The 25,741-nt window shown below is 57.6% G+C and carries 34 protein-coding genes; 27 read left to right on the top strand and 7 right to left on the bottom strand.

Going from position 1 to position 25,741, the window contains the following annotated elements; genetic code table 11:
- Positions 1–4: 4 nt before the first annotated feature.
- A complete protein-coding gene (gene hemB / locus B9Z40_RS08665) occupies positions 5–1,009 on the bottom strand; it encodes a porphobilinogen synthase (RefSeq protein ID WP_100173015.1) in 1,005 nt (334 codons plus the stop codon).
- A 302-nt stretch (positions 1,010–1,311) separates the two neighbouring features.
- Here hemB and B9Z40_RS08670 point away from each other — a divergent pair, with 302 nt between their 5' ends.
- From B9Z40_RS08670 to B9Z40_RS08770, 21 genes are all read left to right on the top strand, one after another.
- Positions 1,312–1,740, top strand: a complete 429-nt coding sequence (locus B9Z40_RS08670; RefSeq protein WP_100172786.1) for a CopD family protein — start codon at positions 1,312–1,314, stop codon at positions 1,738–1,740.
- A gap of 9 nt (positions 1,741–1,749) precedes the next feature.
- Positions 1,750–2,865 carry a VanZ family protein gene (locus B9Z40_RS08675; RefSeq protein ID WP_100172787.1) on the top strand — a complete coding sequence of 372 codons (1,116 nt, stop codon included), beginning with the start codon at positions 1,750–1,752 and terminating at the stop codon, positions 2,863–2,865.
- Positions 2,866–2,890: 25 nt separating this feature from the next.
- Positions 2,891–3,235, top strand: a complete 345-nt coding sequence (locus tag B9Z40_RS08680) for a ferredoxin (protein WP_100172788.1) — start codon at positions 2,891–2,893, stop codon at positions 3,233–3,235.
- Positions 3,235–3,861 carry an alpha/beta hydrolase gene (locus B9Z40_RS08685; protein ID WP_100172789.1) on the top strand — a complete coding sequence of 209 codons (627 nt, stop codon included), beginning with the start codon at positions 3,235–3,237 and terminating at the stop codon, positions 3,859–3,861. The genes B9Z40_RS08680 and B9Z40_RS08685 overlap by 1 nt, the downstream gene beginning before the upstream one ends.
- A gap of 51 nt (positions 3,862–3,912) precedes the next feature.
- On the top strand, positions 3,913–5,070 hold the full coding sequence (locus tag B9Z40_RS08690) for a D-alanyl-D-alanine carboxypeptidase family protein (RefSeq protein WP_100172790.1): 1,158 nt from the start codon (positions 3,913–3,915) through the stop codon (positions 5,068–5,070).
- A gap of 137 nt (positions 5,071–5,207) precedes the next feature.
- Complete coding sequence (gene rpsL, locus B9Z40_RS08695; protein WP_011466063.1) at positions 5,208–5,585, top strand: 30S ribosomal protein S12; 378 nt, start codon at positions 5,208–5,210, stop codon at positions 5,583–5,585.
- Positions 5,586–5,750: 165 nt separating this feature from the next.
- Entirely contained in the window at positions 5,751–6,221 is a 471-nt protein-coding gene (rpsG, locus tag B9Z40_RS08700; RefSeq protein ID WP_019426275.1) for a 30S ribosomal protein S7, read from the top strand.
- Positions 6,222–6,320: 99 nt separating this feature from the next.
- Complete coding sequence (fusA, locus tag B9Z40_RS08705; protein WP_100172791.1) at positions 6,321–8,423, top strand: elongation factor G; 2,103 nt, start codon at positions 6,321–6,323, stop codon at positions 8,421–8,423.
- A 107-nt stretch (positions 8,424–8,530) separates the two neighbouring features.
- Entirely contained in the window at positions 8,531–9,721 is a 1,191-nt protein-coding gene (gene tuf / locus B9Z40_RS08710) for an elongation factor Tu (protein ID WP_100172792.1), read from the top strand.
- 75 nt (positions 9,722–9,796) lie between these two features.
- Complete coding sequence (rpsJ, locus tag B9Z40_RS08715) at positions 9,797–10,111, top strand: 30S ribosomal protein S10 (protein WP_019426908.1); 315 nt, start codon at positions 9,797–9,799, stop codon at positions 10,109–10,111.
- A gap of 182 nt (positions 10,112–10,293) precedes the next feature.
- Complete coding sequence (gene rplC, locus B9Z40_RS08720) at positions 10,294–10,959, top strand: 50S ribosomal protein L3 (protein ID WP_100172793.1); 666 nt, start codon at positions 10,294–10,296, stop codon at positions 10,957–10,959.
- Positions 10,959–11,579, top strand: coding sequence for a 50S ribosomal protein L4 (gene rplD, locus B9Z40_RS08725; RefSeq protein ID WP_019426906.1), 621 nt, complete (start codon positions 10,959–10,961; stop codon positions 11,577–11,579). The genes rplC and rplD overlap by 1 nt, the downstream gene beginning before the upstream one ends.
- Complete coding sequence (gene rplW / locus B9Z40_RS08730; RefSeq protein ID WP_019429300.1) at positions 11,576–11,890, top strand: 50S ribosomal protein L23; 315 nt, start codon at positions 11,576–11,578, stop codon at positions 11,888–11,890. The genes rplD and rplW overlap by 4 nt, the downstream gene beginning before the upstream one ends.
- Positions 11,891–11,892: 2 nt before the next feature.
- Positions 11,893–12,717: a 50S ribosomal protein L2 gene (gene rplB / locus B9Z40_RS08735; RefSeq protein ID WP_100172794.1), complete on the top strand. Its 825-nt coding sequence runs from the start codon at positions 11,893–11,895 to the stop codon at positions 12,715–12,717.
- Between the two features lie 10 nt (positions 12,718–12,727).
- On the top strand, positions 12,728–13,006 hold the full coding sequence (gene rpsS, locus B9Z40_RS08740) for a 30S ribosomal protein S19 (protein WP_007847809.1): 279 nt from the start codon (positions 12,728–12,730) through the stop codon (positions 13,004–13,006).
- A gap of 9 nt (positions 13,007–13,015) precedes the next feature.
- Positions 13,016–13,345 carry a 50S ribosomal protein L22 gene (rplV, locus tag B9Z40_RS08745; protein ID WP_019426902.1) on the top strand — a complete coding sequence of 110 codons (330 nt, stop codon included), beginning with the start codon at positions 13,016–13,018 and terminating at the stop codon, positions 13,343–13,345.
- Positions 13,346–13,359: 14 nt separating this feature from the next.
- Positions 13,360–14,238, top strand: a complete 879-nt coding sequence (rpsC, locus tag B9Z40_RS08750; protein WP_100172795.1) for a 30S ribosomal protein S3 — start codon at positions 13,360–13,362, stop codon at positions 14,236–14,238.
- An 11-nt stretch (positions 14,239–14,249) separates the two neighbouring features.
- Positions 14,250–14,666, top strand: a complete 417-nt coding sequence (gene rplP / locus B9Z40_RS08755; RefSeq protein ID WP_019426900.1) for a 50S ribosomal protein L16 — start codon at positions 14,250–14,252, stop codon at positions 14,664–14,666.
- Between the two features lie 17 nt (positions 14,667–14,683).
- Positions 14,684–14,878, top strand: coding sequence for a 50S ribosomal protein L29 (rpmC, locus tag B9Z40_RS08760; RefSeq protein ID WP_100172796.1), 195 nt, complete (start codon positions 14,684–14,686; stop codon positions 14,876–14,878).
- Positions 14,879–14,887: 9 nt separating this feature from the next.
- Positions 14,888–15,157: a 30S ribosomal protein S17 gene (rpsQ, locus tag B9Z40_RS08765; protein ID WP_090044304.1), complete on the top strand. Its 270-nt coding sequence runs from the start codon at positions 14,888–14,890 to the stop codon at positions 15,155–15,157.
- Positions 15,158–15,262: 105 nt separating this feature from the next.
- Complete coding sequence (locus B9Z40_RS08770; RefSeq protein ID WP_100172797.1) at positions 15,263–15,769, top strand: peroxiredoxin; 507 nt, start codon at positions 15,263–15,265, stop codon at positions 15,767–15,769.
- Positions 15,770–15,871: 102 nt separating this feature from the next.
- On the opposite strand, the gene B9Z40_RS08775 is transcribed toward B9Z40_RS08770, so the two are convergent.
- Both B9Z40_RS08775 and B9Z40_RS08780 read right to left on the bottom strand, forming a co-directional pair.
- Positions 15,872–16,369: a GNAT family N-acetyltransferase gene (locus B9Z40_RS08775; RefSeq protein WP_100172798.1), complete on the bottom strand. Its 498-nt coding sequence runs from the start codon at positions 16,367–16,369 to the stop codon at positions 15,872–15,874.
- Between the two features lie 46 nt (positions 16,370–16,415).
- Positions 16,416–17,075 carry a cytochrome b/b6 domain-containing protein gene (locus B9Z40_RS08780; RefSeq protein WP_100173016.1) on the bottom strand — a complete coding sequence of 220 codons (660 nt, stop codon included), beginning with the start codon at positions 17,073–17,075 and terminating at the stop codon, positions 16,416–16,418.
- 90 nt (positions 17,076–17,165) lie between these two features.
- Between B9Z40_RS08780 and B9Z40_RS08785 the strand changes: the two genes are divergently transcribed.
- The gene (locus tag B9Z40_RS08785; protein ID WP_100172799.1) at positions 17,166–17,618 is read left to right on the top strand and encodes a cytochrome c; all 453 of its coding nucleotides are present in this window, start codon (positions 17,166–17,168) and stop codon (positions 17,616–17,618) included.
- A 57-nt stretch (positions 17,619–17,675) separates the two neighbouring features.
- On the opposite strand, the gene B9Z40_RS08790 is transcribed toward B9Z40_RS08785, so the two are convergent.
- The 3 genes from B9Z40_RS08790 to B9Z40_RS08800 all read right to left on the bottom strand — a co-directional run bounded on the left by B9Z40_RS08790 (position 17,676) and on the right by B9Z40_RS08800 (position 20,214).
- Entirely contained in the window at positions 17,676–18,146 is a 471-nt protein-coding gene (locus B9Z40_RS08790) for a TlpA disulfide reductase family protein (RefSeq protein WP_100173017.1), read from the bottom strand.
- 95 nt (positions 18,147–18,241) lie between these two features.
- The gene (locus B9Z40_RS08795; RefSeq protein ID WP_100172800.1) at positions 18,242–18,970 is read right to left on the bottom strand and encodes an alpha/beta hydrolase; all 729 of its coding nucleotides are present in this window, start codon (positions 18,968–18,970) and stop codon (positions 18,242–18,244) included.
- Complete coding sequence (locus B9Z40_RS08800) at positions 18,970–20,214, bottom strand: CaiB/BaiF CoA-transferase family protein (protein WP_100173018.1); 1,245 nt, start codon at positions 20,212–20,214, stop codon at positions 18,970–18,972. The genes B9Z40_RS08795 and B9Z40_RS08800 overlap by 1 nt, the downstream gene beginning before the upstream one ends.
- Positions 20,215–20,267: 53 nt before the next feature.
- Here B9Z40_RS08800 and B9Z40_RS08805 point away from each other — a divergent pair, with 53 nt between their 5' ends.
- The 5 genes from B9Z40_RS08805 to ptsP are packed head-to-tail and all read left to right on the top strand — an operon-like array spanning position 20,268 to position 24,514.
- Complete coding sequence (locus B9Z40_RS08805; RefSeq protein WP_100172801.1) at positions 20,268–20,813, top strand: hypothetical protein; 546 nt, start codon at positions 20,268–20,270, stop codon at positions 20,811–20,813.
- Positions 20,810–22,069, top strand: a complete 1,260-nt coding sequence (locus B9Z40_RS08810; RefSeq protein WP_100172802.1) for an MFS transporter — start codon at positions 20,810–20,812, stop codon at positions 22,067–22,069. The genes B9Z40_RS08805 and B9Z40_RS08810 overlap by 4 nt, the downstream gene beginning before the upstream one ends.
- A gap of 11 nt (positions 22,070–22,080) precedes the next feature.
- On the top strand, positions 22,081–22,524 hold the full coding sequence (locus tag B9Z40_RS08815; RefSeq protein ID WP_100173019.1) for a PTS sugar transporter subunit IIA: 444 nt from the start codon (positions 22,081–22,083) through the stop codon (positions 22,522–22,524).
- Positions 22,493–22,762 carry an HPr family phosphocarrier protein gene (locus tag B9Z40_RS08820; protein WP_100172803.1) on the top strand — a complete coding sequence of 90 codons (270 nt, stop codon included), beginning with the start codon at positions 22,493–22,495 and terminating at the stop codon, positions 22,760–22,762. The genes B9Z40_RS08815 and B9Z40_RS08820 overlap by 32 nt, the downstream gene beginning before the upstream one ends.
- A 3-nt stretch (positions 22,763–22,765) precedes the next feature.
- A complete protein-coding gene (ptsP, locus tag B9Z40_RS08825) occupies positions 22,766–24,514 on the top strand; it encodes a phosphoenolpyruvate--protein phosphotransferase (RefSeq protein ID WP_100172804.1) in 1,749 nt (582 codons plus the stop codon).
- A gap of 49 nt (positions 24,515–24,563) precedes the next feature.
- On the opposite strand, the gene yghU is transcribed toward ptsP, so the two are convergent.
- Positions 24,564–25,436, bottom strand: a complete 873-nt coding sequence (gene yghU / locus B9Z40_RS08830) for a glutathione-dependent disulfide-bond oxidoreductase (protein ID WP_100172805.1) — start codon at positions 25,434–25,436, stop codon at positions 24,564–24,566.
- Positions 25,437–25,741: the final 305 nt, after the last annotated feature.

Here is a 25,741-nt window from a genome sequence, read left to right on the forward strand (position 1 = left end):
GCCTTCAGGCTTGGCGAATCAGCCGTGCTGCGTCTCGTGCAAAGTAGGTCAACACGCCGTCGGCGCCCGCGCGCTTGAAGGCCAACAGGCTTTCCATCATGACCAAGTCGTGGTCCAGCCAGCCGTTTTGTGCAGCGGCTTTGAGCATGGCGTATTCGCCCGACACCTGGTAAGCAAAGGTGGGCACCTTGAACTCGTCTTTGACGCGGCGCACGATGTCCAAGTAAGGCATGCCGGGCTTGACCATCACCATGTCGGCGCCTTCAGCCAGGTCCATGGCGACTTCGCGCAGGGCTTCGTCGCTGTTGCCGGGGTCCATTTGGTAGACCTTTTTGTTGCTCTTGCCCAAGTTGCCTGCCGAGCCCACCGCGTCGCGGAAGGGGCCGTAAAACGCGCTGGCGTACTTGGCGCTGTAGGCCATGATGCGGGTGTGAATCAGGCCACGCGCTTCGAGCGCGTTGCGGATCGCGCCGATACGCCCGTCCATCATGTCGCTGGGGGCCACCATGTCCACGCCGGCTTCGGCTTGTGTCAGGGCTTGTTGCACCAGCACGGCGGTGGTGTCGTCGTTCAAGATGTAACCGGTCTCGTCCAGCAGGCCGTCCTGGCCGTGGCTGGTGAAAGGGTCCAGCGCCACATCGGTCATCACGCCCAGCTCAGGAAAGCGTTTTTTCAGCTCGCGCACCACGCGGGGCACCAGGCCGTTCGGGTTCATGGCTTCGCTGCCTGTCGGGTCCTTGAGGCTGGCGTCGATCACTGGGAACAGCGCCATGACCGGGATGCCGAGCTTGACGCAGTCTTCGGCCACTGGCAGCAGCAGGTCGAGCGACAGGCGCTCAACGCCGGGCATGGAGCCCACTTGCTGGCGCTGGTTCTGGCCGTCCAACACGAAGACGGGGTAGATCAGGTCATGCGGCGTGACTTGGTTTTCGCGTACCAGGTTGCGGGTGAAGTCGTCACGACGCAGGCGCCGTGGGCGGTTGGAGGGGAAAGGGGCGACAGGGTTCATGTTGAAAATTGTGCCTGAAGTCGGTGCCAAGCCCAAGCCTCGGGTGTCCGCAATGGGTCTTGAGCGCTTGAGAAAAGCCATCAACTGTCAAAAACATCACAAAACACAAATTTAAACTTGTTTGCAGTTTTGTTATTTGATAAATTAGCGCCGGGCAGCTTGCTGCCTCCCGCTTTTCCTCCCTGAGCGGGGCCTGGACGCTCACGCCGACAGGCTTCCCACCCTCGGCCCATGGCCGGGGGTTTTTTTTGCCCGCGCAGCCGAGGTCGGCGGTGCCCCTCATCTCTGACTACACTTGAGCCATGCTCTGGATCAAAGCCCTTCACATCGTGTTCATCGCCAGCTGGTTTGCCGGTCTGTTTTACCTGCCCCGAATTTTTGTCAATTTGGCGATGGTGGAGCCCGGTTCTGTGGCCGAGCGCGAGCGCTTGTTGTTGATGTCGCGCAAGCTTTACCGTTTCATGACCATTTTGGCCATCCCGGCTTTGGCTTTTGGACTGTTGCTGTGGGCTTACTACGGGATTGGCATGGGACCTGGCCAAGGCTGGATGCATGCCAAGTTGTTGATCGTGTTGGCTTTGCTGGGCTACCACCACAGCTGCGGTGCTTTGTTGCGCAAATTTGAAAACGGCCAAATGCAGCGCAGCCACGTCTGGTTCCGTTGGTTCAATGAGGCGCCCGTGCTGATGATGCTTGCAGCGGTCATTTTGGTGGTGGTCAAGCCGTTTTAAGGCCTGGGCATGCGCACCGACCCTCAGCGCAAAACGGCGGCTTGGCCACTGGTTTGGGTGTATGCCATCCTGATTGTTTACGCCAGTCTTTATCCGTTTGACCAATGGCGCTTGCAAGGCATTGCGCCCTGGCTGTACCTGACAGCCCCTTTGCCTCGTTATTGGACCGCTTTCGATGTGCTGTCCAATGTGCTGGGCTACGCACCATTGGGGTTTTTGTTGGCTTTGGCGCTGCACCGCACGCGACCCGAATGGCCGACGGTTTGGGTCGCGACTTTGGCCGCTGCGGCCTTGTCTTTGACTTTGGAAGCCATCCAAATGTTTTTGCCCGTGCGCGTGCCCTCGAATGTGGACGCCGCCTTGAACATTATGGGGGCCTTGGCTGGGGCTTCGATGGCGCGTGCCTTGGCCTGGGCAGGTCTGATGGACCGTTGGAGCCGCTTTCGTGACCGCTGGTTTGTGCCCGACTCGAGTGGTGCGCTGGCTTTATTGGCGGTTTGGCCCCTGGCGCTGCTGTTTCCCGCTCCGGTCACGTTTGGCCTAGGGCAGGTGCTGGAGCGGTTCGAGGCTTTTTTGGCCTATTTGCTGGAAGACTCCCCCATGCTCGAATGGCTCCCTTTGCGCGAGGTGGAGTTGCAGCCTTTGTTGCCTGTCAGCGAGGTGCTGTGCGTGGCCATCGGCTTGTTGCTGCCGTGCTTGTTGGCCTTCGGTGTTTTGCGCCGGAGGCGTCAGCGCATGGCGATGGCCGTGCTGTTGGTGCTGATCGGGTTCTTGGCCAGCGCCTTGTCGGCCGCGCTCACCTACGGCCCTGCCCACACCTGGGATTGGGTCACCCCCGAAGTCTGGGTGGGATTGGCCATGGCGGTGTTGGGCATGGCAAGCCTGTCCTTTTGCACTGCCCGGGTGTGCTGGGTGTTGGCGCTGGCCGCATTGGTCTGGCAGCTGAGCCTGCTCAACAATGCCTCGGCCGATGCCTACTTTGCCCTGACCTTGCAAACTTGGGAGCAAGGCCGTTTCATTCGTTTTCATGGTTTGAGCCAGTGGCTGGGTTGGTTGTGGCCTTATGCCTTGCTCTTTTATTTGGTCAGCCGCCTGTCTTCAAATCCCCAAGCGAGTCAGGCTTGATGGGGGTTCGACCTAAAATTCCACCATGACCATTGAAAACACCAACCCCTATTTCAAGCGCCACATCTTCTTTTGCTTGAACGAGCGCAAGAACAACGAGGCTTGCTGCGCCCAGCAAGGCGCGCAAGAGGCCTTTGACCACTGCAAAGCCCAGGTGAAAGCTTTGGGGTTGGCCGGTCCCGGAGAGGTCCGCGTCAACAAAGCGGGTTGCCTTGACCGCTGTTCGGGAGGGCCGGTGGCCGTTGTTTATCCCGAAGGAGTTTGGTACACCTATGTGGACAAAGCCGACATCGATGAGATTGTGGAGTCCCACCTGAAGAACGGTCGAGTGGTGGAGCGCTTGGTCACGCCCGAGCATTTGGGGCGCTGATGAACGCCGCCACCCAGTCCTTGAGCTTTCAGGGGCAGGCCGGAGCCATGGAGGTTGTGTGCGATACCCCTGTTGATTTGGCGCTTCTGGGCACGGCCGTGATTGCCCACCCGCATCCTTTGTTTGGTGGCACCATGCAAAACAAGGTGGTGCAAACCGTGGCTCGGGCCTTTGTGCAGTGTGGCTGGCGAGCCATTCGTTTTAATTTTCGCGGCGTGGGTGCCAGTGCAGGCGTCTATGACGAAGGCCAAGGCGAGGCCGCAGACATGTTGGCACTGATTGAGCAGGTTGCGCCCACCGGTCCCTTGGCCTTGGCGGGTTTTTCCTTCGGGGCCTTTGTCACCAGCCATGTGGTCCAGGCTTTGCCGCCCGAGCGCCGACTGGATAAATTGGTGCTGGTGGGCACGGCCGCCTCACGTTTTGCGGTCGCGCCCATTGCCCCAGAGTTGCATGACCGGACATTGGTGTTGCACGGTGAGCAAGATGACACGGTGCCACTGGCCAGCGTGATGGATTGGGCCCGCCCACAGTCCTTGCCTATCACGGTGATTCCAGGGGTGGAGCACTTCTTTCACGGACAATTGCCCCTGCTCAAAAGCTTGGTGGCGCGCCACCTTCGAGCCTGATTCTCCGAGTCGCTCGGCAAGGGCGGCTCATGGTCCCAACCCTCAAACCCCATGCACCCACTTTTGAAAAACCTTGTAGCGGCCTTTCTTGCGGTGCTGACCTGGGGTGTCCAGGCGCAAATGCCCCAACCGCCAGAGATGGCTGCCAAGGCTTATCTGCTGATCGATGTCACCGCCAACCAGGTCTTGGCCGCCAAAGACCCGGACATGCCCGTGGAGCCGGCCTCTTTGACCAAGCTGATGACGGCCTATTTGGTGTTTGACGCCCTCAAATCCCGAAAAATCGAGCTGAAACAAACCTTGCCCGTGTCGGAACGGGCCTCAAAGATGCCGGGCTCGCGCATGTTCATTGACCCCAAAATGCGGGTGCCGGTGGAGGATTTGATCAAAGGCATGGTCGTGCAATCGGGCAACGACGCCACGGTGGCACTGGCCGAAGGGGTGGCCGGCAGTGTCGAGCGTTTTGTTCAGATGATGAACGACCAGGCCAAAGTCTTGGGCATGAAAAACTCCAGTTACCGCAATCCAGATGGTTTGACCGAGTCCGGCCATACCACCACGGCGCGGGATCTTGGTGTGTTGGCCACCCGCTTGATGCGCGACTTTCCTGAATACGCCTCTTATTACGCGATCAAAAAATACCGCTACGAAGGCACGCCCGCGGCCAATGACAGCAACCGCAACCTCTTGTTGTTTCGCGATGCCACGGTGGACGGCTTGAGTACCGGTCAGACCAAAGCCGCGGGTTATTGCCTGGTGGCCACTGCCAAGCGGGATTTCCCCAATGTAGGCGCCCGTCGCCTGCTGTCGGTGGTTTTGGGGGCTGACAGTGAAAACGCCAGGGCCAACGAGAGCCAAAAGTTGCTCAATTGGGGTTACAGCGCATTCGATGCGGTCAAGTTGTTTGAAGCGGGCCAGCCCGTTTTGAGCCCCAGCGTTTGGCAAGGCAAGACGCCTGTTGTGAAATTGGGCTCGTTTCAGCCCTTGGTGGTGGCCGTGCCTTCTGGCACCGCAGCCCAGATCAAAACCGAAGTGGCTCGCCCCGATCCGCTGGTTGCCCCTTTTGCCAAAGGTCAAACTGTGGGCAGCTTGAAGGTGATGCGCGCAGACAAATTGTTGTTCGAGGTGCCCTTGGTCGCCTTGGAGCCCGTTGAACAAGCGGGCGTTCTGGGTCGCGCTTGGGATGCTTTGCGCCTGTGGATCAAGTGATTCTGGCTCCGCAAACGCCCTTGATTTGTGGATAACTTGCCCTCGGCTCACCAGGCGGTTATACTGGCGGGCTTTTCCGCTTTTGGGGCGGGGAAGTTTCTTTTGTCAAAATTCAACGTTTAGGGACGTTACAAACAATGCCAACCATCAATCAATTGGTGCGTCAGGGGCGCGAGGTCGAAACGATCAAGTCCAAAAGCCCTGCGATGCAAAACTCTCCACAGCGTCGTGGTGTCTGCACCCGTGTGTACACCACAACGCCTAAAAAGCCTAACTCCGCTCTGCGTAAAGTTGCCAAAGTGCGCTTGACCAACGGTTTTGAGGTCATCTCTTACATCGGCGGTGAAGGCCACAACCTGCAGGAGCACTCTGTTGTTCTGGTGCGCGGTGGTCGTGTCAAAGACTTGCCAGGTGTGCGTTACCACATCGTCCGCGGTTCTTTGGACCTGCAAGGCGTGAAAGACCGCAAGCAGTCTCGCTCCAAGTACGGCGCGAAGAAGCCAAAGGCCAAGTAAGCCCTCGCGGGTTGAAATTTTTCGGTGCTGTTTCCCGCGTGGCGCGGTGATCCAGCGAAGTGACCCGAAGCTTGGAATTGTCCAGGTGGGTCGAGTAAGTGAGTCGTTTTGAATAACGCTCGCGGTGTCTGAAAAGATGCCAACTGAAGCAATATGAGGTGAAATATGCCACGTCGTCGCGAAGTCCCTAAACGTGAAATCCTGCCGGATCCCAAGTTCGGTAATGTCGAGTTGTCCAAGTTCATGAACGTGATCATGGAAGGCGGCAAAAAAGCTGTGGCCGAGCGCATCATTTACGGTGCCCTCGAAAACATGGAAAAGAAAACAGGCAAAGACCCTGTCGAGCTGTTCTCTATCGCCATCAACAACGTCAAGCCCATGGTGGAAGTGAAATCCCGCCGAGTGGGTGGTGCGAACTACCAGGTGCCTGTTGAAGTGCGCCCTGTTCGTCGCTTGGCTCTGTCGATGCGCTGGATCAAAGAAGCCGCACGCAAGCGCGGTGAGAAGTCGATGGCCCTGCGTTTGGCCAACGAATTGCTCGAGGCCAACGAAGGCCGTGGTGGTGCTATGAAAAAGCGTGACGAAGTTCACCGCATGGCCGAAGCCAACAAGGCGTTCTCGCACTTCCGCTTCTGATTCACAAGGGTTTCACAAAGAAGCCCGACACTGTCAGAAGCCAGCCCGCTGGCCCCAAAAGGGGTGGCGGGCTTTGGTACTTAATCATTGGAGAAATATATGGCTCGCATCACCCCCATCGAGCGTTACCGCAACATTGGTATTTCGGCGCACATTGACGCTGGCAAGACCACCACGACCGAACGTATTCTGTTTTACACGGGCGTGAACCACAAAATTGGTGAAGTCCATGACGGCGCAGCCACCATGGACTGGATGGAGCAAGAGCAAGAGCGTGGCATCACGATCACCTCTGCTGCCACCACCTGCTTCTGGAAGGGCATGGACGGCTCTTTCGAAGACCACCGCATCAACATTATTGACACCCCCGGCCACGTTGACTTCACGATTGAAGTTGAGCGTTCCATGCGTGTTCTGGACGGCGCTTGCATGGTTTACTGTGCTGTGGGCGGCGTGCAGCCTCAGTCTGAAACCGTGTGGCGTCAGGCGAACAAGTACAAAGTGCCACGTTTGGCTTTTGTGAACAAGATGGACCGTACCGGTGCCAACTTCTTCAAAGTCGTGGAGCAAATGAAGTTGCGCCTGAAGGCCAACCCTGTGCCAATCGTGATCCCAATCGGCGCTGAAGAAAACTTCACTGGCGTGGTCGATCTGCGCAAGATGAAAGCCATCATCTGGGACGAAGCTTCTCAGGGCATGAAGTTCACCTTCGAAGAAATTCCAGCCGACTTGGTCGAAGTGGCCAAAGAGTGGCGCGAGAAGATGGTCGAAGCCGCTGCTGAAGCCTCTGAAGAGCTGATGAACAAGTACCTCGAAGAAGGTGACTTGACCGAAGAAGAAATCACACACGGCCTGCGCGTTCGCACCATCAACAGCGAAATCCAGCCCATGTTGTGCGGTACTGCGTTCAAGAACAAAGGCGTGCAGCGCATGCTGGACGCGGTTCTCGAATTGATGCCTTCGCCTTTGGATGTGAAAGCCATCAAGGGCTTTGACGAAGACGAAAAAGAAATCACCCGCAAGGCCGATGACAACGAGAAGTTCTCGGCATTGGCATTCAAGTTGATGACCGATCCGTTTGTGGGTCAGCTGACTTTCGTGCGTGTTTACTCCGGCGTGCTGAAAAAAGGCGACACCGTGTTCAACTCGGTGCGCGGTAAGAAAGAGCGCATTGGCCGTATCGTTCAGATGCACGCCAACAACCGTGAAGAAGTCGACGAGATCCGTGCGGGCGACATCGCCGCTTGCGTGGGCTTGAAAGACGTGACCACCGGCGAAACCTTGTGCGATCCCAACGACGTGATCACTTTGGAGCGCATGGTGTTCCCTGACTCCGTGATCCGCCAAGCCGTTGAGCCAAAGACCAAAGCCGACCAGGAAAAAATGGGCATCGCATTGTCCCGTTTGGCTGCTGAAGATCCATCTTTCCGCGTTCAAACCGACGAAGAATCGGGCCAGACCATCATTGGTGGTCAGGGCGAATTGCACCTGGAAATCATCGTTGACCGCATGAAGCGCGAATTCGGTGTGGAAGCCAACGTGGGCAAGCCTCAAGTGGCTTACCGCGAAACCATCCGCAAGACCGTCGAAGAAGCCGAAGGCAAGTTTGTGCGTCAGTCCGGTGGTAAGGGTCAGTACGGCCACGTGGTTCTGAAGGTTGAGCCCCAAGAGCCAGGCAAAGGCTTTGAGTTCGTTGACGCCATCAAGGGCGGTGTGGTTCCTCGCGAATACATCCCTGCAGTGGAAAAAGGCGTGATCGAAGCGCTGGGCCAAGGCGTGTTGGCTGGATACCCAGTCGTTGACGTCAAAGTCACTCTGCACTTCGGTTCGTACCACGACGTGGACTCGAACGAAATGGCTTTCAAGATGGCTGCCATCTTTGGTTTCAAAGAAGGTTGCCGCAAAGCCCAGCCCGTGATTCTGGAGCCGATGATGGCTGTGGAAGTCGAAACGCCAGAAGACTACGCCGGTAACGTGATGGGCGATCTGTCCTCACGCCGCGGTATGGTTCAAGGCATGGACGACATGGTCGGTGGCGGTAAAGCCATCAAGGCCGAAGTGCCATTGTCCGAAATGTTCGGTTACTCGACCACCCTGCGCTCCATGTCGCAAGGTCGCGCTACCTACACGATGGAATTCAAGCATTACGCTGAGGCTCCACGTAACGTGGCTGAAGCCATTGTCGCTTCGCGCGCAAAATAAAACTTGTCTGCGATCAAGTGCCACTCTGTGCCCGTGCGGAGTGATCAAGCAACCTGATGCAAACATTAAACCAACACACGGGCATTGCTCTTTTTAAGGATTGAAAAATGGCTAAAGAAAAATTCGAACGGACCAAACCCCACGTGAACGTGGGCACGATCGGTCACGTTGACCACGGCAAAACCACCCTGACTGCTGCCATCACGACTGTGTTGGCTCAAAAGTTCGGCGGTTCGGCCAAAGCGTACGACCAGATCGACGCGGCTCCCGAAGAGAAGGCTCGTGGTATCACGATCAACACCGCTCACGTCGAGTACGAAACAGAAAACCGTCACTACGCCCACGTGGACTGCCCAGGCCACGCTGACTATGTGAAGAACATGATCACGGGTGCTGCCCAGATGGATGGCGCTATCTTGGTTTGCTCCGCTGCTGACGGCCCTATGCCCCAGACCCGCGAGCACATCTTGTTGGCCCGCCAGGTTGGCGTGCCTTACATCATCGTGTTCTTGAACAAGTGCGACATGGTTGACGACGCTGAGTTGTTGGAACTGGTCGAGATGGAAGTGCGCGAGTTGTTGTCCAAGTACGACTTCCCAGGCGACGACACACCGATCATTCAAGGTTCAGCCAAGCTGGCCCTCGAAGGCGACAAAGGCCCATTGGGCGAAGAAGCCATCATGAAGTTGGCTGATGCACTCGACAACTACATCCCTACACCTGAGCGTGCAGTGGACGGCGCATTCTTGATGCCCGTGGAAGACGTGTTCTCCATCTCCGGTCGCGGCACTGTGGTGACTGGCCGTATCGAGCGCGGTATCGTCAAAGTCGGCGAAGAAATCGAAATCGTGGGTATCAAAGACACCGTCAAGACCACTTGCACAGGCGTTGAGATGTTCCGCAAGTTGCTCGACCAAGGTCAAGCTGGCGACAACGTCGGCATTTTGCTGCGCGGCACCAAGCGCGAAGACGTCGAGCGCGGCCAAGTGCTGTGCAAGCCAGGTTCGATCAAGCCGCACACCCACTTCACGGGCGAGATCTATGTCTTGTCCAAAGACGAAGGTGGCCGTCACACGCCTTTCTTCAACAACTACCGTCCTCAGTTCTACTTCCGTACGACTGACGTGACCGGCGCGATCGAATTGCCAGAAGGCAAAGAGATGGTGATGCCTGGTGACAACGTGTCGATCACTGTGAAGTTGATCAACCCCATTGCGATGGAAGAAGGCTTGCGCTTCGCCATCCGCGAAGGCGGTCGTACCGTTGGCGCTGGCGTTGTTGCCAAGATCATTGCTTAATTCTTTGTGGATCGGTGGCGCAAAGGCCAAGCCTTTGCGCTGCAGCAAGCAGAACACTCACCACAAGGAATTGACATGTCATCCAAGCAAAAAATCCGCATTCGCCTGAAGGCGTTTGACTACAAATTGATCGACCAGTCCGCTGCCGAGATCGTTGACACCGCCAAGCGCACAGGCGCGATTGTCAAAGGCCCCGTGCCTTTGCCAACACGCATGAAGCGTTTTGACATCTTGCGTTCACCGCACGTCAACAAGACCAGCCGTGACCAGTTGGAAATCCGCACGCACCAGCGTTTGATGGACATCGTGGACCCAACGGACAAAACCGTTGACGCCCTGATGAAACTCGATCTGCCCGCAGGCGTGGACGTCGAAATCAAGCTGCAGTAATGCGGTTTGGGGTGGCTGAAAAGCCATCCAAAAACTTGAAATGGGGTCCGATTTGCCAGCAATGGCAAGTCGGGCTATAATTTCAGGCTCATCTCAATGAGGTGAGAATTATTAACCCTCTTTCACACACCAAACGGGGCTGCCAATTGAAGTGGCCTCGGTGAAAGTTTTGGAGAAAAACAATGAGTCTTAGCAACTCCCTCGGGTTGCTGGGTCGCAAGGTGGGCATGATGCGTCTGTTCACTGATGATGGGGATTCAGTTCCTGTCACAGTGTTAGATGTGTCTAACAACCGTGTATCCCAGGTCAAAACCCAAGAGAACGATGGCTATGTCGCTTTGCAAGTGACATTTGGTGCCCGCAAGGCATCGCGCGTGACCAAGCCCATCGCTGGTCACCTGGCCAAAGCCGGTGTTGAAGCCGGTGAAATCATTCAAGAATTCCGCGTGACCGCCGACACGGCTGCCCAGTACGCCGCAGGCGCCACTGTGCCCGTGGCTGCCGTGTTTGCTGTGGGCCAGAAAGTGGACGTGCAAGGCACCTCCATCGGTAAAGGCTTCACCGGCACGATCAAGCGTCACAACTTCAAATCGCAGCGCGCATCGCACGGTAACAGCCGTTCGCACAACGTGCCCGGTTCGATTTCGATGGCCCAAGATCCAGGCCGCGTGTTCCCAGGCAAAAAAATGTCGGGTCACCTCGGTGATGTGACTTGCACCACGCAGAACCTGGCCGTCATCCGCGTTGACGAAGCCCGTGGCCTGTTGATGGTCAAGGGTGCCATTCCTGGTTCCAAGGGTGGTTTCGTGACAGTGCGTCCCGCCATCAAAGCTAAAGGAGCGATCTGATGCAGCTCGAACTCCTGAATGACCAAGGTCAAGCCGCTTCCAAAGTGGATGCGCCTGAGACTGTGTTCGGTCGTGAATACAACGAAGCCCTGATCCACCAAATCGTGGTGGCATACCAGGCAAACGCCCGTCAAGGCACCCGCGCTCAAAAGGACCGTGAACAAGTTCACCACTCCACCAAGAAGCCTTTTAAACAAAAAGGCACTGGCCGCGCTCGTGCTGGTATGACTTCCTCGCCTTTGTGGCGTGGCGGTGGTCGGATTTTCCCGAACATGCCCGACGAAAACTTCACGCAGAAGATCAACAAGAAGATGTACCGTGCTGGTATGGCTTCGATCTTCTCCCAGTTGGCCCGCGAAGGCCGTCTGGCTGTGGTGGACTCCTTCAAGGTTGAGACGCCTAAAACAAAGCAGCTCGCTGCCAAGTTCAAGGCCATGAGTCTCGACAATGTGCTGGTGATCGCTGACGAAGTCGACGAAAACCTGTACTTGGCATCGCGCAACCTGATCAACATCCTGATTGTTGAGCCACGTTACGCCGATCCCGTGTCTTTGGTGAACTTCAAGAAAGTCCTCGTGACCAAAGGCGCTATGGACAAACTCAAGGAGATGTTTGCATGAGCGCCGTGAAGTTCGACGAAGGTCGTCTGATGTCCGTGTTGGTGGCTCCCATCGTGTCTGAAAAGGCCACCATGGTTGCTGAGAAATCCAACGCTGTGACTTTCAAAGTGCTGCAGGACGCTACCAAGCCTGAAATCAAAGCCGCTGTGGAATTGATGTTCAAGGTTGAGGTCAAAGGCGTGTCTGTGGTGAATACCAAGGGCAAGACCAAGCGTTTTGGCAAGACCATTGGCCGTCGCGACAACATTCGCAAGGCTTATGTCACGCTGCAACCAGGTCAAGAGCTGAACCTGTCTGGGGAGGCCGCGTAATCATGGCTGTCATCAAGATCAAACCGACATCCCCAGGCCGTCGTGGCGTGGTGAAGGTCACCCGTGACCACCTGCACAAAGGTGAAGGCTACGCTCCGTTGCTGGAACCCCAGCACCAGAAGTCGGGCCGTAACAACAACGGTCACATCACAACGCGCCACAAAGGCGGTGGTCACAAGCACCACTACCGCGTGGTCGATTTCAAGCGCAACAAAGATGCGATCCCGGCGAAAGTCGAGCGCATTGAGTACGATCCAAACCGTACTGCGCACATCGCTTTGCTGTGCTACGCCGATGGCGAGCGCCGTTACATCATTGCCCCCCGTGGCATTGAAGCCGGTGCAACCCTGTTGTCGGGCGCAGAAGCCCCGATCCGTGCTGGTAACACCTTGCCGATCCGCAACATCCCCGTGGGTTCGACCATCCATTGCATCGAGCTCAAGCCCGGTGCGGGTGCTCAGATCGCTCGCTCGGCAGGTGCTTCGGCAACCTTGCTGGCTCGCGAAGGCATCTACGCTCAGGTGCGTATGCGCTCCGGTGAAGTTCGCAAGATCCACATCGAGTGCCGTGCAACCATTGGTGAAGTCGCCAACGAAGAACACAGCCTGCGCCAATTGGGCAAGGCCGGTGTCAAGCGCTGGATGGGTATCCGCCCAACAGTTCGTGGCGTGGCCATGAACCCTGTGGATCACCCGCACGGTGGTGGCGAAGGCCGTACCGGCGAAGGCCGTCATGCAGTAGACCCGTGGGGCAACCTCACCAAGGGCTACCGTACCCGTAACAACAAGCGCACACAGGTCATGATCGTGTCGCGTCGCAAGAAGTAAGGGTTAGACAATGACACGCTCTCTCAAAAAGGGTCCCTTCGTTGACCACCATTTGCTGGCCAAGGTTGAAAAAGCCGTTGCCACCAAAGATAAAAAGCCCGTCAAGACATGGTCGCGTCGCTCCATGGTTTTGCCCGATTTCATCGGTCTGACCATCGCCGTTCACAACGGCAAGCAACACGTTCCTGTTTATGTGACCGACCAAATGGTTGGCCACAAATTGGGCGAATTCGCATTGACCCGGACATTCAAGGGTCACCCTGCGGACAAAAAAGTCCAGAAGAAATAAGGAAAGACCATGGAAACACGTGCAGTCCTCCGGGGCGTCCGTTTGTCGGTCGATAAAGGCCGCCTGGTCGCCGACTTGATTCGCGGTAAAAAAGTGGATCAAGCTCTGAACATCCTGACATTCACGCAGAAAAAAGCTGCGGGCATCGTCAAGAAAGTTTTGGAGTCCGCCATCGCCAACGCTGAACACAACGACGGTGCTGATATCGACGAGTTGAAGGTGAAAACCATCTACGTCGAGCAAGGCACCACGCTCAAGCGTTTCACCGCCCGCGCCAAAGGCCGTGGCAACCGTATCAGCAAGCCCACATGCCATGTGTATGTGACGGTCGGCAACTAAGCCAGGGAAGAAACATGGGACAAAAAATCCATCCTACCGGCTTCCGTTTGGCCGTGAGCCGTAACTGGGCAAGCCGTTGGTACGCCAGCAACAAAGACTTCGCCGGCATGCTGGCTGAAGACATCAAGGTGCGTGAGTACCTCAAGGCCAAGCTCAAGAACGCAGCGGTTTCCCGCGTGCTGATCGAGCGTCCAGCCAAGAGCGCCCGCATCACCATCTTCTCGGCTCGTCCAGGTGTGGTGATCGGCAAAAAAGGCGAAGACATCGAGTTGCTCAAGAAAGAACTCTCTGCTCGCTTGGGCGTGCCAGTGGCCGTGAACATCGAAGAAGTGCGCAAGCCTGAAATCGATGCTCAGTTGATCGCTGACAGCATCACGCAACAGCTCGAAAAGCGGATCATGTTCCGCCGCGCCATGAAGCGCGCCATGCAAAACGCCATGCGTCTGGGTGCCCAAGGCATCAAGATCATGTCGGCTGGCCGTTTGAACGGTATCGAAATTGCGCGTACCGAGTGGTACCGCGAAGGCCGTGTGCCATTGCACACCCTGCGCGCTGACATCGACTACGCCACTTCCGAAGCCAAGACCACCTACGGCATCATTGGTGTCAAGGTCTGGGTCTACAAAGGTGACACCTTGGGTCGCAATGACGCTCCTGCACTGGCTGAGCCACGTGCCGAAGAAGAACGCCGCCCACGTGGTCCACGCCGTGATGCACGTCCTGGTGAGCGCCCCGCAGGCGATCGCCGTGGTGGCCCACGTCGTCCCGCAGGCACCAACACAGCCCCCACTGACGGTAGCGACAAGCCCGCCGGTGCAGGTGGTGATGCCAAACCCGCCGTTAAGCGCGTACGCACAGTCGCCGCGCCAGCTGCAGCAGCTGACGGTCAATAAGGAGTAATTACATGCTGCAACCTGCTCGCAGAAAGTTCCGCAAGGAACAGAAAGGCCGCAACACCGGCGTCGCTACCCGTGGCAACACGGTAGCGTTCGGTGACTTCGGCCTGAAGTCCACAGACCGCGGCCGTTTGACGGCCCGTCAGATCGAAGCCGCACGCCGTGCGATTTCCCGTCACGTCAAACGTGGTGGTCGCATCTGGATTCGTGTGTTCCCCGACAAGCCGATTTCCACCAAGCCTGCTGAAGTGCGTATGGGTAACGGTAAAGGTAACCCCGAGTACTACGTGGCCGAGATCCAACCCGGAAAGGTGCTCTACGAAATCGTAGGCGTGCCAGAAGAGTTGGCCCGCGAAGCCTTCAAATTGGCCGCTGCCAAGTTGCCCTTGCGTACCACTTTTGTGGCCCGCATGATTGGCCAATAATTCAGGAGAAATAAGAAATGAATGCTGCTGAATTGCGCCAAAAAGACGTTGCCGGTGTGAAAGACGAGATCAAAGCGCTGCAAAAAGCCCACTTTGGTCTGCGTATGCAAAAAGCCACGCAACAACTCGGCAACACCGGAACTTTGAGCGAAACACGTCGCTCAATCGCCCGTGCCAAAACCATCCTTGCCCAAAAGCAAGCCGCCAAGTAAGGAGTGACCATGACGGAAGCTAAAACATCCCTCAAGCGCACCTTGATTGGCAAGGTGGTCAGCGACAAACGCGCCAAGACCGTGACCGTGCTGGTGGAGCGCCGTGTGAAACACGCGCTTTACGGCAAGATCGTGGCCAAGTCGAGCAAGTACCACGCGCACGACGAAACAGGTGAATACCACCTGGGCGACACCATTGAAATCACGGAAAGCCGTCCGATTTCGAAGACCAAAAACTGGGTCGCTACGCGCCTGGTTCAGAAAGCTGCTGCCGTCTAAGCCCAAAAGCCAGACTGCTGCAAACTTTCTAAAAACGACCCACAATGGTGGGTCGTTTTTTTTTACCTCGGCCTGATTCGCCAAACAAACCCCAAGGAGCACAACATGATCAAAGTCGGTGACACACTGCCCGCAGCCACGCTGATGGAATTCGTTGAAGTCGAAGGCAACGGCTGCAGCATTGGCCCCAACCCCGTAGACGTCGCCAAAGCAACAGCCGGTAAAACCATCGCCTTGTTTGCTTTGCCGGGTGCTTTCACACCGACATGCTCAGCCAAACACGTCCCCGGCTATGTGGAGCATTTCGATGCATTCAAAGCAGCAGGCGTCGACGAAATCTGGTGCGTGAGCGTGAACGACGCGTTTGTGATGGGCGCATGGGCCCGTGACCAGAAGACAGAGGCCAAGGTGCGCATGCTGGGCGATGGCAGTGCCGATTTCAGCAAAGCCACTGGCTTGACTCTGGACTTGACCAGCCGTGGCATGGGTGTTCGCAGCAACCGTTACTCGATGCTAGTCAAAGACGGCAAAGTGGCAACCTTGAACGTGGAAGGTCCTGGCAAATTTGAAGTCAGCGACGCAGCCACCTTGTTGGCACAAGCGAAAGGCTGATTGCGCTTTGCCGCATCAAAAAAGGGACCTGAGGGTCCCTTTTTTGTTACACATGACGATCACGATCACGATCACGATCACGATCACGATCACGATCAATGGTCAATCGATGTCCACTTTCAGGTAATGCGCGCCAGCATGGGGGTTGTGATAGTAGGGTGGAATCTCCACAAAGCCCAAGTCTTCGTAAAGTGCCCGGGCCGACTCCATCTCATCCAGTGTGTCGAGCAACACGCATCTGAAACCAGCCGCACGGGCAGCATCCAAAATGGCCTCGGTGAGCAAGCGGCCTAAACCCAATCCTCGGCAAGCAGGCCGGACAAACAAGCGCTTCATCTCAGCGGCATTGGCATAGTCAGAGGAATCCAGCGGGCGTAAAGCGCAGCAGCCAGCCACCACGCCATCTTTCCAAGCCAACAAAAGAGCGCCGCGAGGCCCCGCGTACTCACCGGGTAAATCTAGCAGTTCCTGCTCAAAACCCTGAAAGCACAAGTCCACAGTCAATGAAGCGGCGTACTCTTGAAAAATAGCACGGGTTTGGTCCATCTCAGCCAAGCTGGCAACTTGGGTGATTTGAACAAGGGGAGGATGAGCAGACATGGAAATCAGTCAAAAAGCACGGGTAGGGCAACAGTTTAATGCGGCCTCAGGTGCCCAAAGAAAGAAGCGCCCAAACAGCCATGGAGGAAAGGGCCAGCAACAACAAAGCCAAAAAACGATGAGCGGTTCGGTCTTGGGTTTCGGTGACGGCCACGGACAAGGTCTTGTCGCCATGGATCATGGCGGGCACCAAGGATTGGTGCTTCTTGAGGCGGTACCAAATCAGCGCCAGCAAGTGCAAGGCCACCAAGGACATCACGGTCCATTTGCCCCAAAGCTTGTGCCAGCTTGTGGCCCAAGACACCCAACTGCCAGAAACCAAAGAAGTGAGCGGTCCAGCATTGGCAATTTCATCGTCACTGACCAAGCCCGTGCTCACTTGAAAACCCAAGATGAACAACATCGCCAAGATGGACCAAGACCCCAATGGGTTGTGACCTGGAAAAACGTGAGCCGAAACACCTTTGAAATAGGCACCCACATGGCGAGGCGCCAAGGGCAGCTGCGACCAGCGAGACCAGTACCCGCCGACAAAGCCCCACAGCAGGCGAAAAACCACCAAAACCAAAACCACATACCCCAATCGAAAATGCCAGAACATGGCGTTGCCGCCCAAAAGGCCCGTGACGATCAAGCCCATCACGCAGGCCGCCAAAGCCCAATGGAACAGTCGGGTGGGCAAATCCCAGATGCGAAGGGTGAACATAAACACTTTCAGCTTTGCGGCAATCAAAAACTTGTGCCAGACTGTCACAGGATAAATCTTTTCCTGTGTTTCAACCGATCGGAGACCAACATGAAACAAAACTACGGCCTGATGGCCGCTTTGGTGGCTATGGCCTTGAGCCTGCCAGCACACGCCCAATTTGCCAAACCCGAAGATGCGGTCAAATACCGCAAAGCCAGCTTCACCGTGATGGCGGCGCACTTTGGGCGACTGGGCGCCATGGCCAACGGCCGTGCACCTTACGATGCCAAGGCCGCAGCCGAAAACGCAGACATTGTGGCCACTTTGGGCAAACTGCCATGGGCAGCTTTTGGTGAGGGCACCGACAAGGGCGAAACCCGAGCCAAACCCGAAATTTGGAAAGAAGCGGCCAAATACAAAGAAGCATCAGACAAGATGCAGGCTGAAATCGCCAAGCTCAACACGGCAGCCAAAGCCGGCAATGTGGATGCACTGAAAGCCGCATTTGGCCCTGCAGCCGCTTCATGTAAAGCTTGCCACGACAACTTCCGCAAAGACTGACAGTCCACAACCATCGGATTGGCGTTAGCCGCCGATGGCCAGTGAAGACCTGAAAAATCAGGTTTCGGCCAAAAGCTTGTCGATCAACTGGTGCAGTTCGACAAAGTCAGGCGTCCCTACAAAACGTTTCACGATCACGCCCTGTTTGTTCACCACAAACGTGGTGGGCGTGAGCTTGATGTCGCCCCATTCGCGGGCCACCGCGCCCGTGTTGTCGATCGCCACTTTGAAGGGCAATTGGCGCGATTGGGCGAAATTGACGACATAGCTGGGTGGGTCGTAACTCATGGCCACGGCCAGTGTTTCAAAGCCACGGTCTTTGAACTTGTTGTGCGTGGCCATGAGTTCAGGCATTTCGGCCACACAGGTGGTGCAGCTGGTCGCCCAAAAATTGACCAAAGACACCTTGCCTTGCAATTGCTTGGACGTGATCTTGGACCCATCGAGCAGTACAAAAGTCGATTCGGGTGCGCGTTCGCCAGCGCAACCCCAAAGCGCGAATGACAAGCCGAACACAGTCAGGCACATCCAAAAACGATGGGCCAAGGTCTGCTGAGGCCAAAAGCGAGGGTGGTGTGTGTTCATTGGGGAAAGTTTAATCCGTTGACCAAAGCCCCTGCGGCTTAAAGCACGGACACCAAGCACTTCAAAAGGCCATCGGGGTCACTGACCATCGGATCATGACCGGTGGCCATTTCCAAAATGCTGGAGCCCGGCAGCCAAGCGCCATCCCAAAATTGAGGATCGACCATGCGCCTTCGACTGACATCGATCGTACCCAGTGGGGGCAGGGTGCAGTTGATGAAGGTCCGGGGCACAGAAGCCACCCGTTGTGGGTCAAAGTTGAGCACTTGGGTATAAGGCCCGCCTGGGTGCGGTGTTTGACGGCGGGCCACCCAGGCATGGTCGGCATCGCTCAAGCCGAAAACCGAGGGGTCTGGCGCAGGAAAAGCATTCAAGGGATCGGCTTGGGCCCCCTCGATGCGGGCATTTCGGGTGGCGCTGGCGTGGGTGCTGCTCCAGCTCTCGCCGGGTTTGGGCAGCACCGCATCCAAATAAACCAAATGGCGCAGGCGTTCTGGCCGGCGGTCAGCGACGGCGGTGCCCAGCATGCCCGCGTAAGAGTGCACCACCAGAACCACATCGTCCATCTCTTCGGCATCCATGGCGGCCATGACATCCTGGATGTGGGTTTCCAAGTCAATGCCCGGCTGGAGCAAATGGGCGCGCTCGCCCACCCCTGTGAGGGTGACAGCGTGGGCGCGGTGTCCTGCGCTGAACAAACCGGGCAGCACACGCTGCCAGCACCAAGCGCCGTGCCACGCCCCATGCACGAGCAGAAAATTTGCCATCAGATCACCCCTTTGCCACGCAGGGAGCCTTGTTGTTCTGGCGTCCACCCCAACACTTCACTCAAGACCTCGGCCGTGTGTTGGCCCAACATGGGCGGTGGCAGGTCTTGGCGAACAGGGGTCAGGCTCATCTTGATGGGGCTGGAGACCAGTTTCAATTCGGACTGAATCGGGTGTGACCAAGTGCTCACCATGCCGCGCTCTTGGATGTGCGGATCGGCAAAAACTTCACCCAGGGTGTTGATGGCCCCGCAAGGCACCTTGGCCGCTTCCAAGGCACTCAGCCACACGGCTTTGGTCCGGGTGGCCATGATGGCTTCCAATTGCGGCACCAACTCGGCGCGGTGACGGACTCGGTTGGTGTTGAGTGCATAGCGAGGGTCTTGGGCCAGTTCGGGGTGACCAGCCACGGCGCAGAACTTGGCGAACTGACCGTCATTGCCCACGGCCAAAATCAGGTGGTCACGGGTGCCCGGCGCAGCGCCTTCGGGTGGCATGACCTCAAACACTTGGTAAGGCACGATGTTCTGGTGCGCATTGCCCGCCCGGCCAGGTACTTTGCCGCTGACCAAGTAGTTCGAGCCCAAATTGGCCAGCATGGCGACTTGGGTGTCGAGCAGGGCCATGTCCACCTGTTGGCCTTGGCCAGTGCGCTCGGCATGGCGCAAGGCCGCCAAAATCGCCACCGTGGCGTACATGCCGGTGAACAAATCGGCCACGGCCACGCCCACTTTTTGGGGGCCGCCGCCCAAATCATCGCGTTCGCCCGTCACGCTCATCAAGCCACCAATGCCTTGCACCGCATAGTCGTAACCTGCGCGTTCGCGGTAAGGTCCAGTTTGCCCAAATCCGGTCACGCTGCAGTACACCAGTTTGGGGTTCAGGGCGCTCAGGCTCGCGTAGTCCAGGCCATAGCGGGCCATGTCACCGACCTTGAAGTTTTCGACAAACACGTCGCAGTGTTGCACCAACTCGCGAATCAGGGCTTGGCCTTCGGGCTGGGCAATGTCGCAGGTCAAAGAACGTTTGTTGCGGTTGGCCCCGAGGTAATACGCCGCTTCGGCTGTGTCCTGGCCTTGAGCGTCTTTCAAAAATGGGGGGCCCCAAGTGCGGGTGTCGTCGCCTGTGCCCGGGCGCTCGATCTTGATGACATCGGCCCCCAAGTCGGCCAAAGTCTGTGTACACCATGGGCCCGCCAAGACGCGGGAGAGATCGAGAACGCGGATGCCGTCGAGTGAATTCATGGGCCACATTGTCCCCAAAACCAGAGGCCGCCGCTGATCAGGATAATCACCCCATGCAAATCCATTTTTGGGCCCTATCGGCCAGTTTGATATTCGCCTTGAATCTGAGTGCTTGTAGTCCTGACCAAAACTGGCGCGATGTCAGTTTGGAGGGCAGTCCTCTCAAAGCCCAATTGCCCTGCAAGCCCGACAAAACCACCCGCAGCGTGCCCCTGGGTGGCGTGCCGGTTGACTTGCAAGTGGTGGGCTGCGAGAGTGGCACGGCCATGGTGGCGGTGATGACCGCGCTGTTGCCTGCCGGCGCCGATGCCAACACGGTCCTGCTCGGGTGGCAAAAAGCCACCTTGGACAACGCCCGAGTGCAACAACCCTTGGTTTCAGGTCAGCCAGCTTGGCACCGTCCGGGTCAGTTGCCCCTGAGCGCTTCTGTGCGCTTGCAGGCACCGGGTTTGCGCGCCAATGGAGAGCCCGTGCGCATGGACGCTGTGTGGGGCGCTGTGGCCGAGGGTGACCGTGTTCGCGTGGTCCATGCCGTGGTGTATGACCCCAAAATTCAGCCAGAGATGGCCAACACCTTGTTTGACGGGATCAAGCCATGAGTGCGACTGTGCCACCGCACGCCGACCATTTGCCGCGCCGCATGGCGGTCGTGGTCTTTCTGGCCTTTGCACTGGCCTACTTTTTTTCGGCCTTGGTGCGGGCCATCACCGCCACTTTGTCGCCCACACTGACCACCGAGTTCAACCTGAGTGCGCAAGATTTGGGGCTGTTGGCGGGGGGCTACTTTTTGGGCTTTTCCCTCACGCAGTTGCCTTTGGGCCGTTGGCTGGACCAGCATGGCCCCAAAAAAGTCATTTTGGCGTTTTTGACTTTGGCGGTGCTGGGCTGTTTGGCCTTTTCCTGGGCGGACAGTTTTCAGGGCCTGCTGGCCGCGCGCGTGCTGTGCGGCATGGGCGTCAGTGCCTGCCTGATGGCCCCGCTCACGGGCTACCGCCGTTGGTTTGACGCCAGCACCCAGCTGCGCACCAACTCTTGGATGTTGATGACGGGCTCTTTGGGCATGCTGGCCGCCACCTTGCCGGTGCAGTGGCTCATGCCCATTTGGGGTTGGCGCGCCATTTTTGTCATGCTGGGCGCGATGATCGCCATCGCCATGCTGCTGATCGCTTTGCTGGTCCCGGTTTGGCAAAAAGCCGCACTCGGCGCCCCGCAGCGGCCGCCCGACGACGATGGCAGCTACCGCGAGATCTGGCGCAGCGCGTATTTCTGGCGCATGACCCCGATGGGCTTCTTCAGCTACGGCGGTATGGTGGCCATTCAAACCCTATGGGCAGGACCTTGGATGACCCAAGTGGCCGGTTGGACAGCGTCCGAAGCCGCGTCCGGGCTGTTCATGATCAATCTGTCCATGTTGGTGACCTTTTGGTTGTGGGGCTTGATCACACCGGGACTGGCGCGCAAAGGCATTCCTGTGGAACGCCTGATCGCGTGGGGCTTGCCATTGAGTTTTGTGGTGACGGGCACGCTCGTCTGGACGGGCCCTGCCGTAGGCGGCAGCGCTGCTGTGGCCTTGGCCTTGCTGTGCATGACCAGCAGTTTTGTGGCCTTGGCGCAACCCGCTGTGGGCATGGCGTTTCCATCGCATTTGGCAGGGCGGGCGCTGTCGGCGTACAACTTGGTGGTGTTCGCGGGCATTTTTGTGGTGCAGTGGGGCATTGGCCTCTTGGTCGATGCCGGACGTGCCCTGGGCTTGGTCAACGCCCAAGCCTATCAGGTGGCCTTGGCCTGTTTTGGCCTCTGCTCGGTGGCCTCCTGGGTCTTTTTCATGCTGAAAAAGCCGGTACAAGCCCGATAATCAAAGCCATCATGATCGGTATCTTCATCATTGCCCACGCACCTTTGGCCTCTGCCTTGCGCGAGTGTGCCTTGCACGTTTTCCCCGATTGTGCAGACGGTGTGCGAGCGTTGGATGTTCTGCCTGACGACGCGCCCGAAGACAGCTTGGCCTTGGCACGCGAAGCCATGGCCGCGCTCGGGACGGCCGAGGTCTTGCTGCTCAGCGATGTGTTTGGAGCCACACCTTGCAACGTGGCCCAGCAGCTGGGTGATGGTCAAAACACGCGCTTGGTGGCGGGTGCCAATTTGCCCATGCTGCTGCGCAGTGTGTGTTACCGACACGAAAGCCTAGAGGCCTTGGCTGCACGCGCCCAAGCGGGCGGCACCCAAGGCGTGATGCCCGTGGGCAGTACCGCACCCCAAAATCAAACTGGACAAAGACATGCCCCAAGCCACCGTGACCATCAGCAATAAATTGGGCTTGCACGCCCGCGCTTCGGCCAAGTTGACCAAGCTGGCGGGCAGTTTTCCGTGCGAAGTCTGGCTCAGCAAAGGTGAGCGCCGCATCAATGCCAAAAGCATCATGGGCGTGATGATGTTGGCCGCAGGCTTGGGCAGCGAAGTGGTCCTTGACACCTCGGGTGAGCGCGACGAAGAGGCGTTGACAGCGCTGCTGGCGCTGATCAACGACAAATTTGGCGAAGGTGAATAAGCCATGACCTTCAGCATCCATGGCTTGGCGGTGGCGCGTGGCATCGCCATTGGCCGTGCGGTTCTGGTGGCCTCCAGTCGGGTCGATGTGGCGCACTACTTTGTGGCGGCCGACCAAGTCAATGCTGAAATCCAGCGCTTGCGCGTGGCCCGCGACGCGGTGGTCGATGAGCTGCAGCGGTTGCAAAAAGACATGCCCAAAGATGCGCCACATGAACTGGCGGCACTGCTGGACGTGCACCTGATGCTGTTGCAAGACGAAGAACTGACGTCGGGCGTGGTGCATTGGATCAAAACGCGCCTGTACAACGCCGAATGGGCTTTGACCAGCCAGCTGGAGATTATTGTTCGCCAGTTTGAGGAAATGGAAGACCCCTATCTTCGCGAGCGCAAAGCCGACATGGAGCAAGTTGGCGAGCGGGTCTTGCATTGCCTCAAAGGCACCGGCTCTTTGGTGGCGCAGGCCAAACGCCCCCAGCGCCCACAGCAAGAGCTGCAACTGGGCGACATCGATGTACCACTGGTGCTGGTGGCCCACGATTTGTCACCCGCCGACATGCTGCAGTTCAAGCAAAGTGTTTTCACGGGCTTTGTGACCGATGTGGGCGGCAAGACGTCGCACACCGCCATCGTGGCGCGCAGCTTGGACATTCCGGCGGTGGTGGGTGCACGCACCGCCAGCCAACTTGTCAAGCAAGACGATTGGGTCATCATCGACGGTGATGCGGGCGTGGTCATCGTGGACCCATCGCCCATCATCTTGGCCGACTACGGCTTCAAGCAGCGCCAGGGCGATTTGGAGCGCGAACGCCTGGCCCGATTGCGCCACACGCCGTCCGTCACGCTGGACGGCCAAAAAATCGAGCTGCTCGCCAACATTGAAATGCCCGAAGACACCCAGGCCGCGGTCACCGCAGGCGCATTGGGTGTGGGCTTGTTTCGCAGCGAATTTTTGTTCATGGGCCGTCAGGGCCATTTGCCCGACGAAGAGGCGCAATACCAAGCCTACCGTCGCGCCTTGGATGGCATGAACGGCTTGCCCGTGACCATCCGAACCGTGGACGTGGGGGCGGACAAGCCGCTGGACGACTCACGGCACGAAGCCTCGCACTTGAACCCTGCACTGGGCTTGCGGGCCATCCGTTGGTGCTTGGCCGACCCGGCCATGTTCTTGACCCAACTGCGGGCCATTTTGCGTGCCGCAGCCCATGGCCAAGTCAATTTGCTGATTCCCATGCTGGCGCATGGCAGCGAGATTCGCCAAACCATCGCCCTGATCGATCAGGCCAGGCACGAACTGGACCGCCGGGGCGTGGCCTATGGCCCAGTTCGCCTGGGGGCCATGATCGAGATTCCGGCAGCGGCTTTGTCTTTGCGCCTGTTTCTCAAATACTTTGACTTCTTGTCGATTGGCACCAACGATTTGATCCAGTACACCTTGGCCATTGACCGCGCTGACGAGTCGGTAGCCCATTTGTACGACCCCATGCACCCGGCCGTGTTGCGCCTGATTGCCGACACCATTGCCGAAGGTCACCGCCAAGGCAAAAGCGTGTCGGTGTGTGGTGAGATGGCGGGTGATGTGACCATGACCCGTTTGCTGCTAGGCATGGGGCTGCGCAGTTTTTCCATGCACCCCTCGCAAATCTTGTCGGTCAAACAACAGGTGTTGCGCTCGGATTGCGCCAAGCTGGGCGTGTGGGCTGCCCAGGTTCTTGAAAGCGAAGATCCAGCGAGTTGCATGGCCCGTTGAACACGGTGGGCGGCGGGCTAGACCCCAGAACGTCAATAAAAGCTTGAACTTAAGCTTTGTTCAGTTTGTCCTGCGTGCGGGTGTCGAAGTCACCCGCGTCGTGGCGCTCGTGCAATTGCGATTCTGGCGCACCCATCACGCGGTTGACCATGCGCCCGCGCTTCACCGCGGGTCGTTGCGCCAGCTCTTCGGCCCAGCGCTGGACATGGGTGTATTCCTGCACCTGCAAAAATTCGCCCGCTTCGTACATCAGGCCTTTGGCCAGTGCACCGTACCAAGGCCAAATGGCAATGTCGGCGATCGTGTAGTCGTCGCCCGCGATGAAGCGGCTCTGGGCCAAGCGTTTGTCCAATACGTCCATTTCGCGTTTGACTTCCATGGCAAAGCGGTCGATGGCGTATTCGATCTTGGTGGGCGCATAGGCATAAAAATGGCCAAAGCCACCGCCCAAATAAGGCGCGCTGCCCATTTGCCAAAACAGCCATGACATGCATTCGGCACGTTTGGCCGGATCGGTGGGCACCAAGGTACCAAACTTTTCGGCCAAGTACAGCAAGATGGCACCAGACTCGAACACACGCACGGGCTGCTCGCTGCTGCAGTCGAGCAGCGCAGGGATTTTGGAGTTGGGGTTCACGCTCACAAAGCCGCTGCTGAACTGCTGGCCTTCTTGGATGCGGATCAGCCAAGCGTCGTACTCGGCACCCGTGTGCCCCAAAGCCAGCAACTCTTCGAGCATCACCGTCACCTTCACGCCATTGGGCGTGCCCAGCGAGTACAGCTGAAGCGGGTGCTTGCCGCGTGGCAGGTCTTGTTCGTGCGTCGCACCCGAGATGGGGCGGTTGATGTTGGCAAAGCGTCCGCCGCTGGCCTTGTTCCAGGTCCAGACGGAGGGTGGGGTGTAAGTGCTGGCGTCGGTCATGGTGTTGGCGGTTCTGGTTGGTGAGATCGGGGGGTGTGGGCGTTAGGCCTTGTCGGCCAAGTTTATTGTGAAAGGCCCGCAAATTTTGGGAAAAAACATGTGGTTCATGGTCATTTTGATCTGAATATTTGGGAAAAAAGATCGTACATCGTGAGAATGGATCTTGAGCACGATGGGGTGTGTTCGTTACTGTGTCGAACTATACGACTTCTATAAAGAGCTGTGGTCGGTCGCTGCCTTACTGCTGAAGCAGCTTGACCCACAACATTTAATGACACCAAGCCGTGCAGAGCTGCAACTGTGCT

This window comes from Limnohabitans sp. 15K (assembly GCF_002778285.1).
GTDB lineage: Bacteria > Pseudomonadota > Gammaproteobacteria > Burkholderiales > Burkholderiaceae_C > Limnohabitans_A.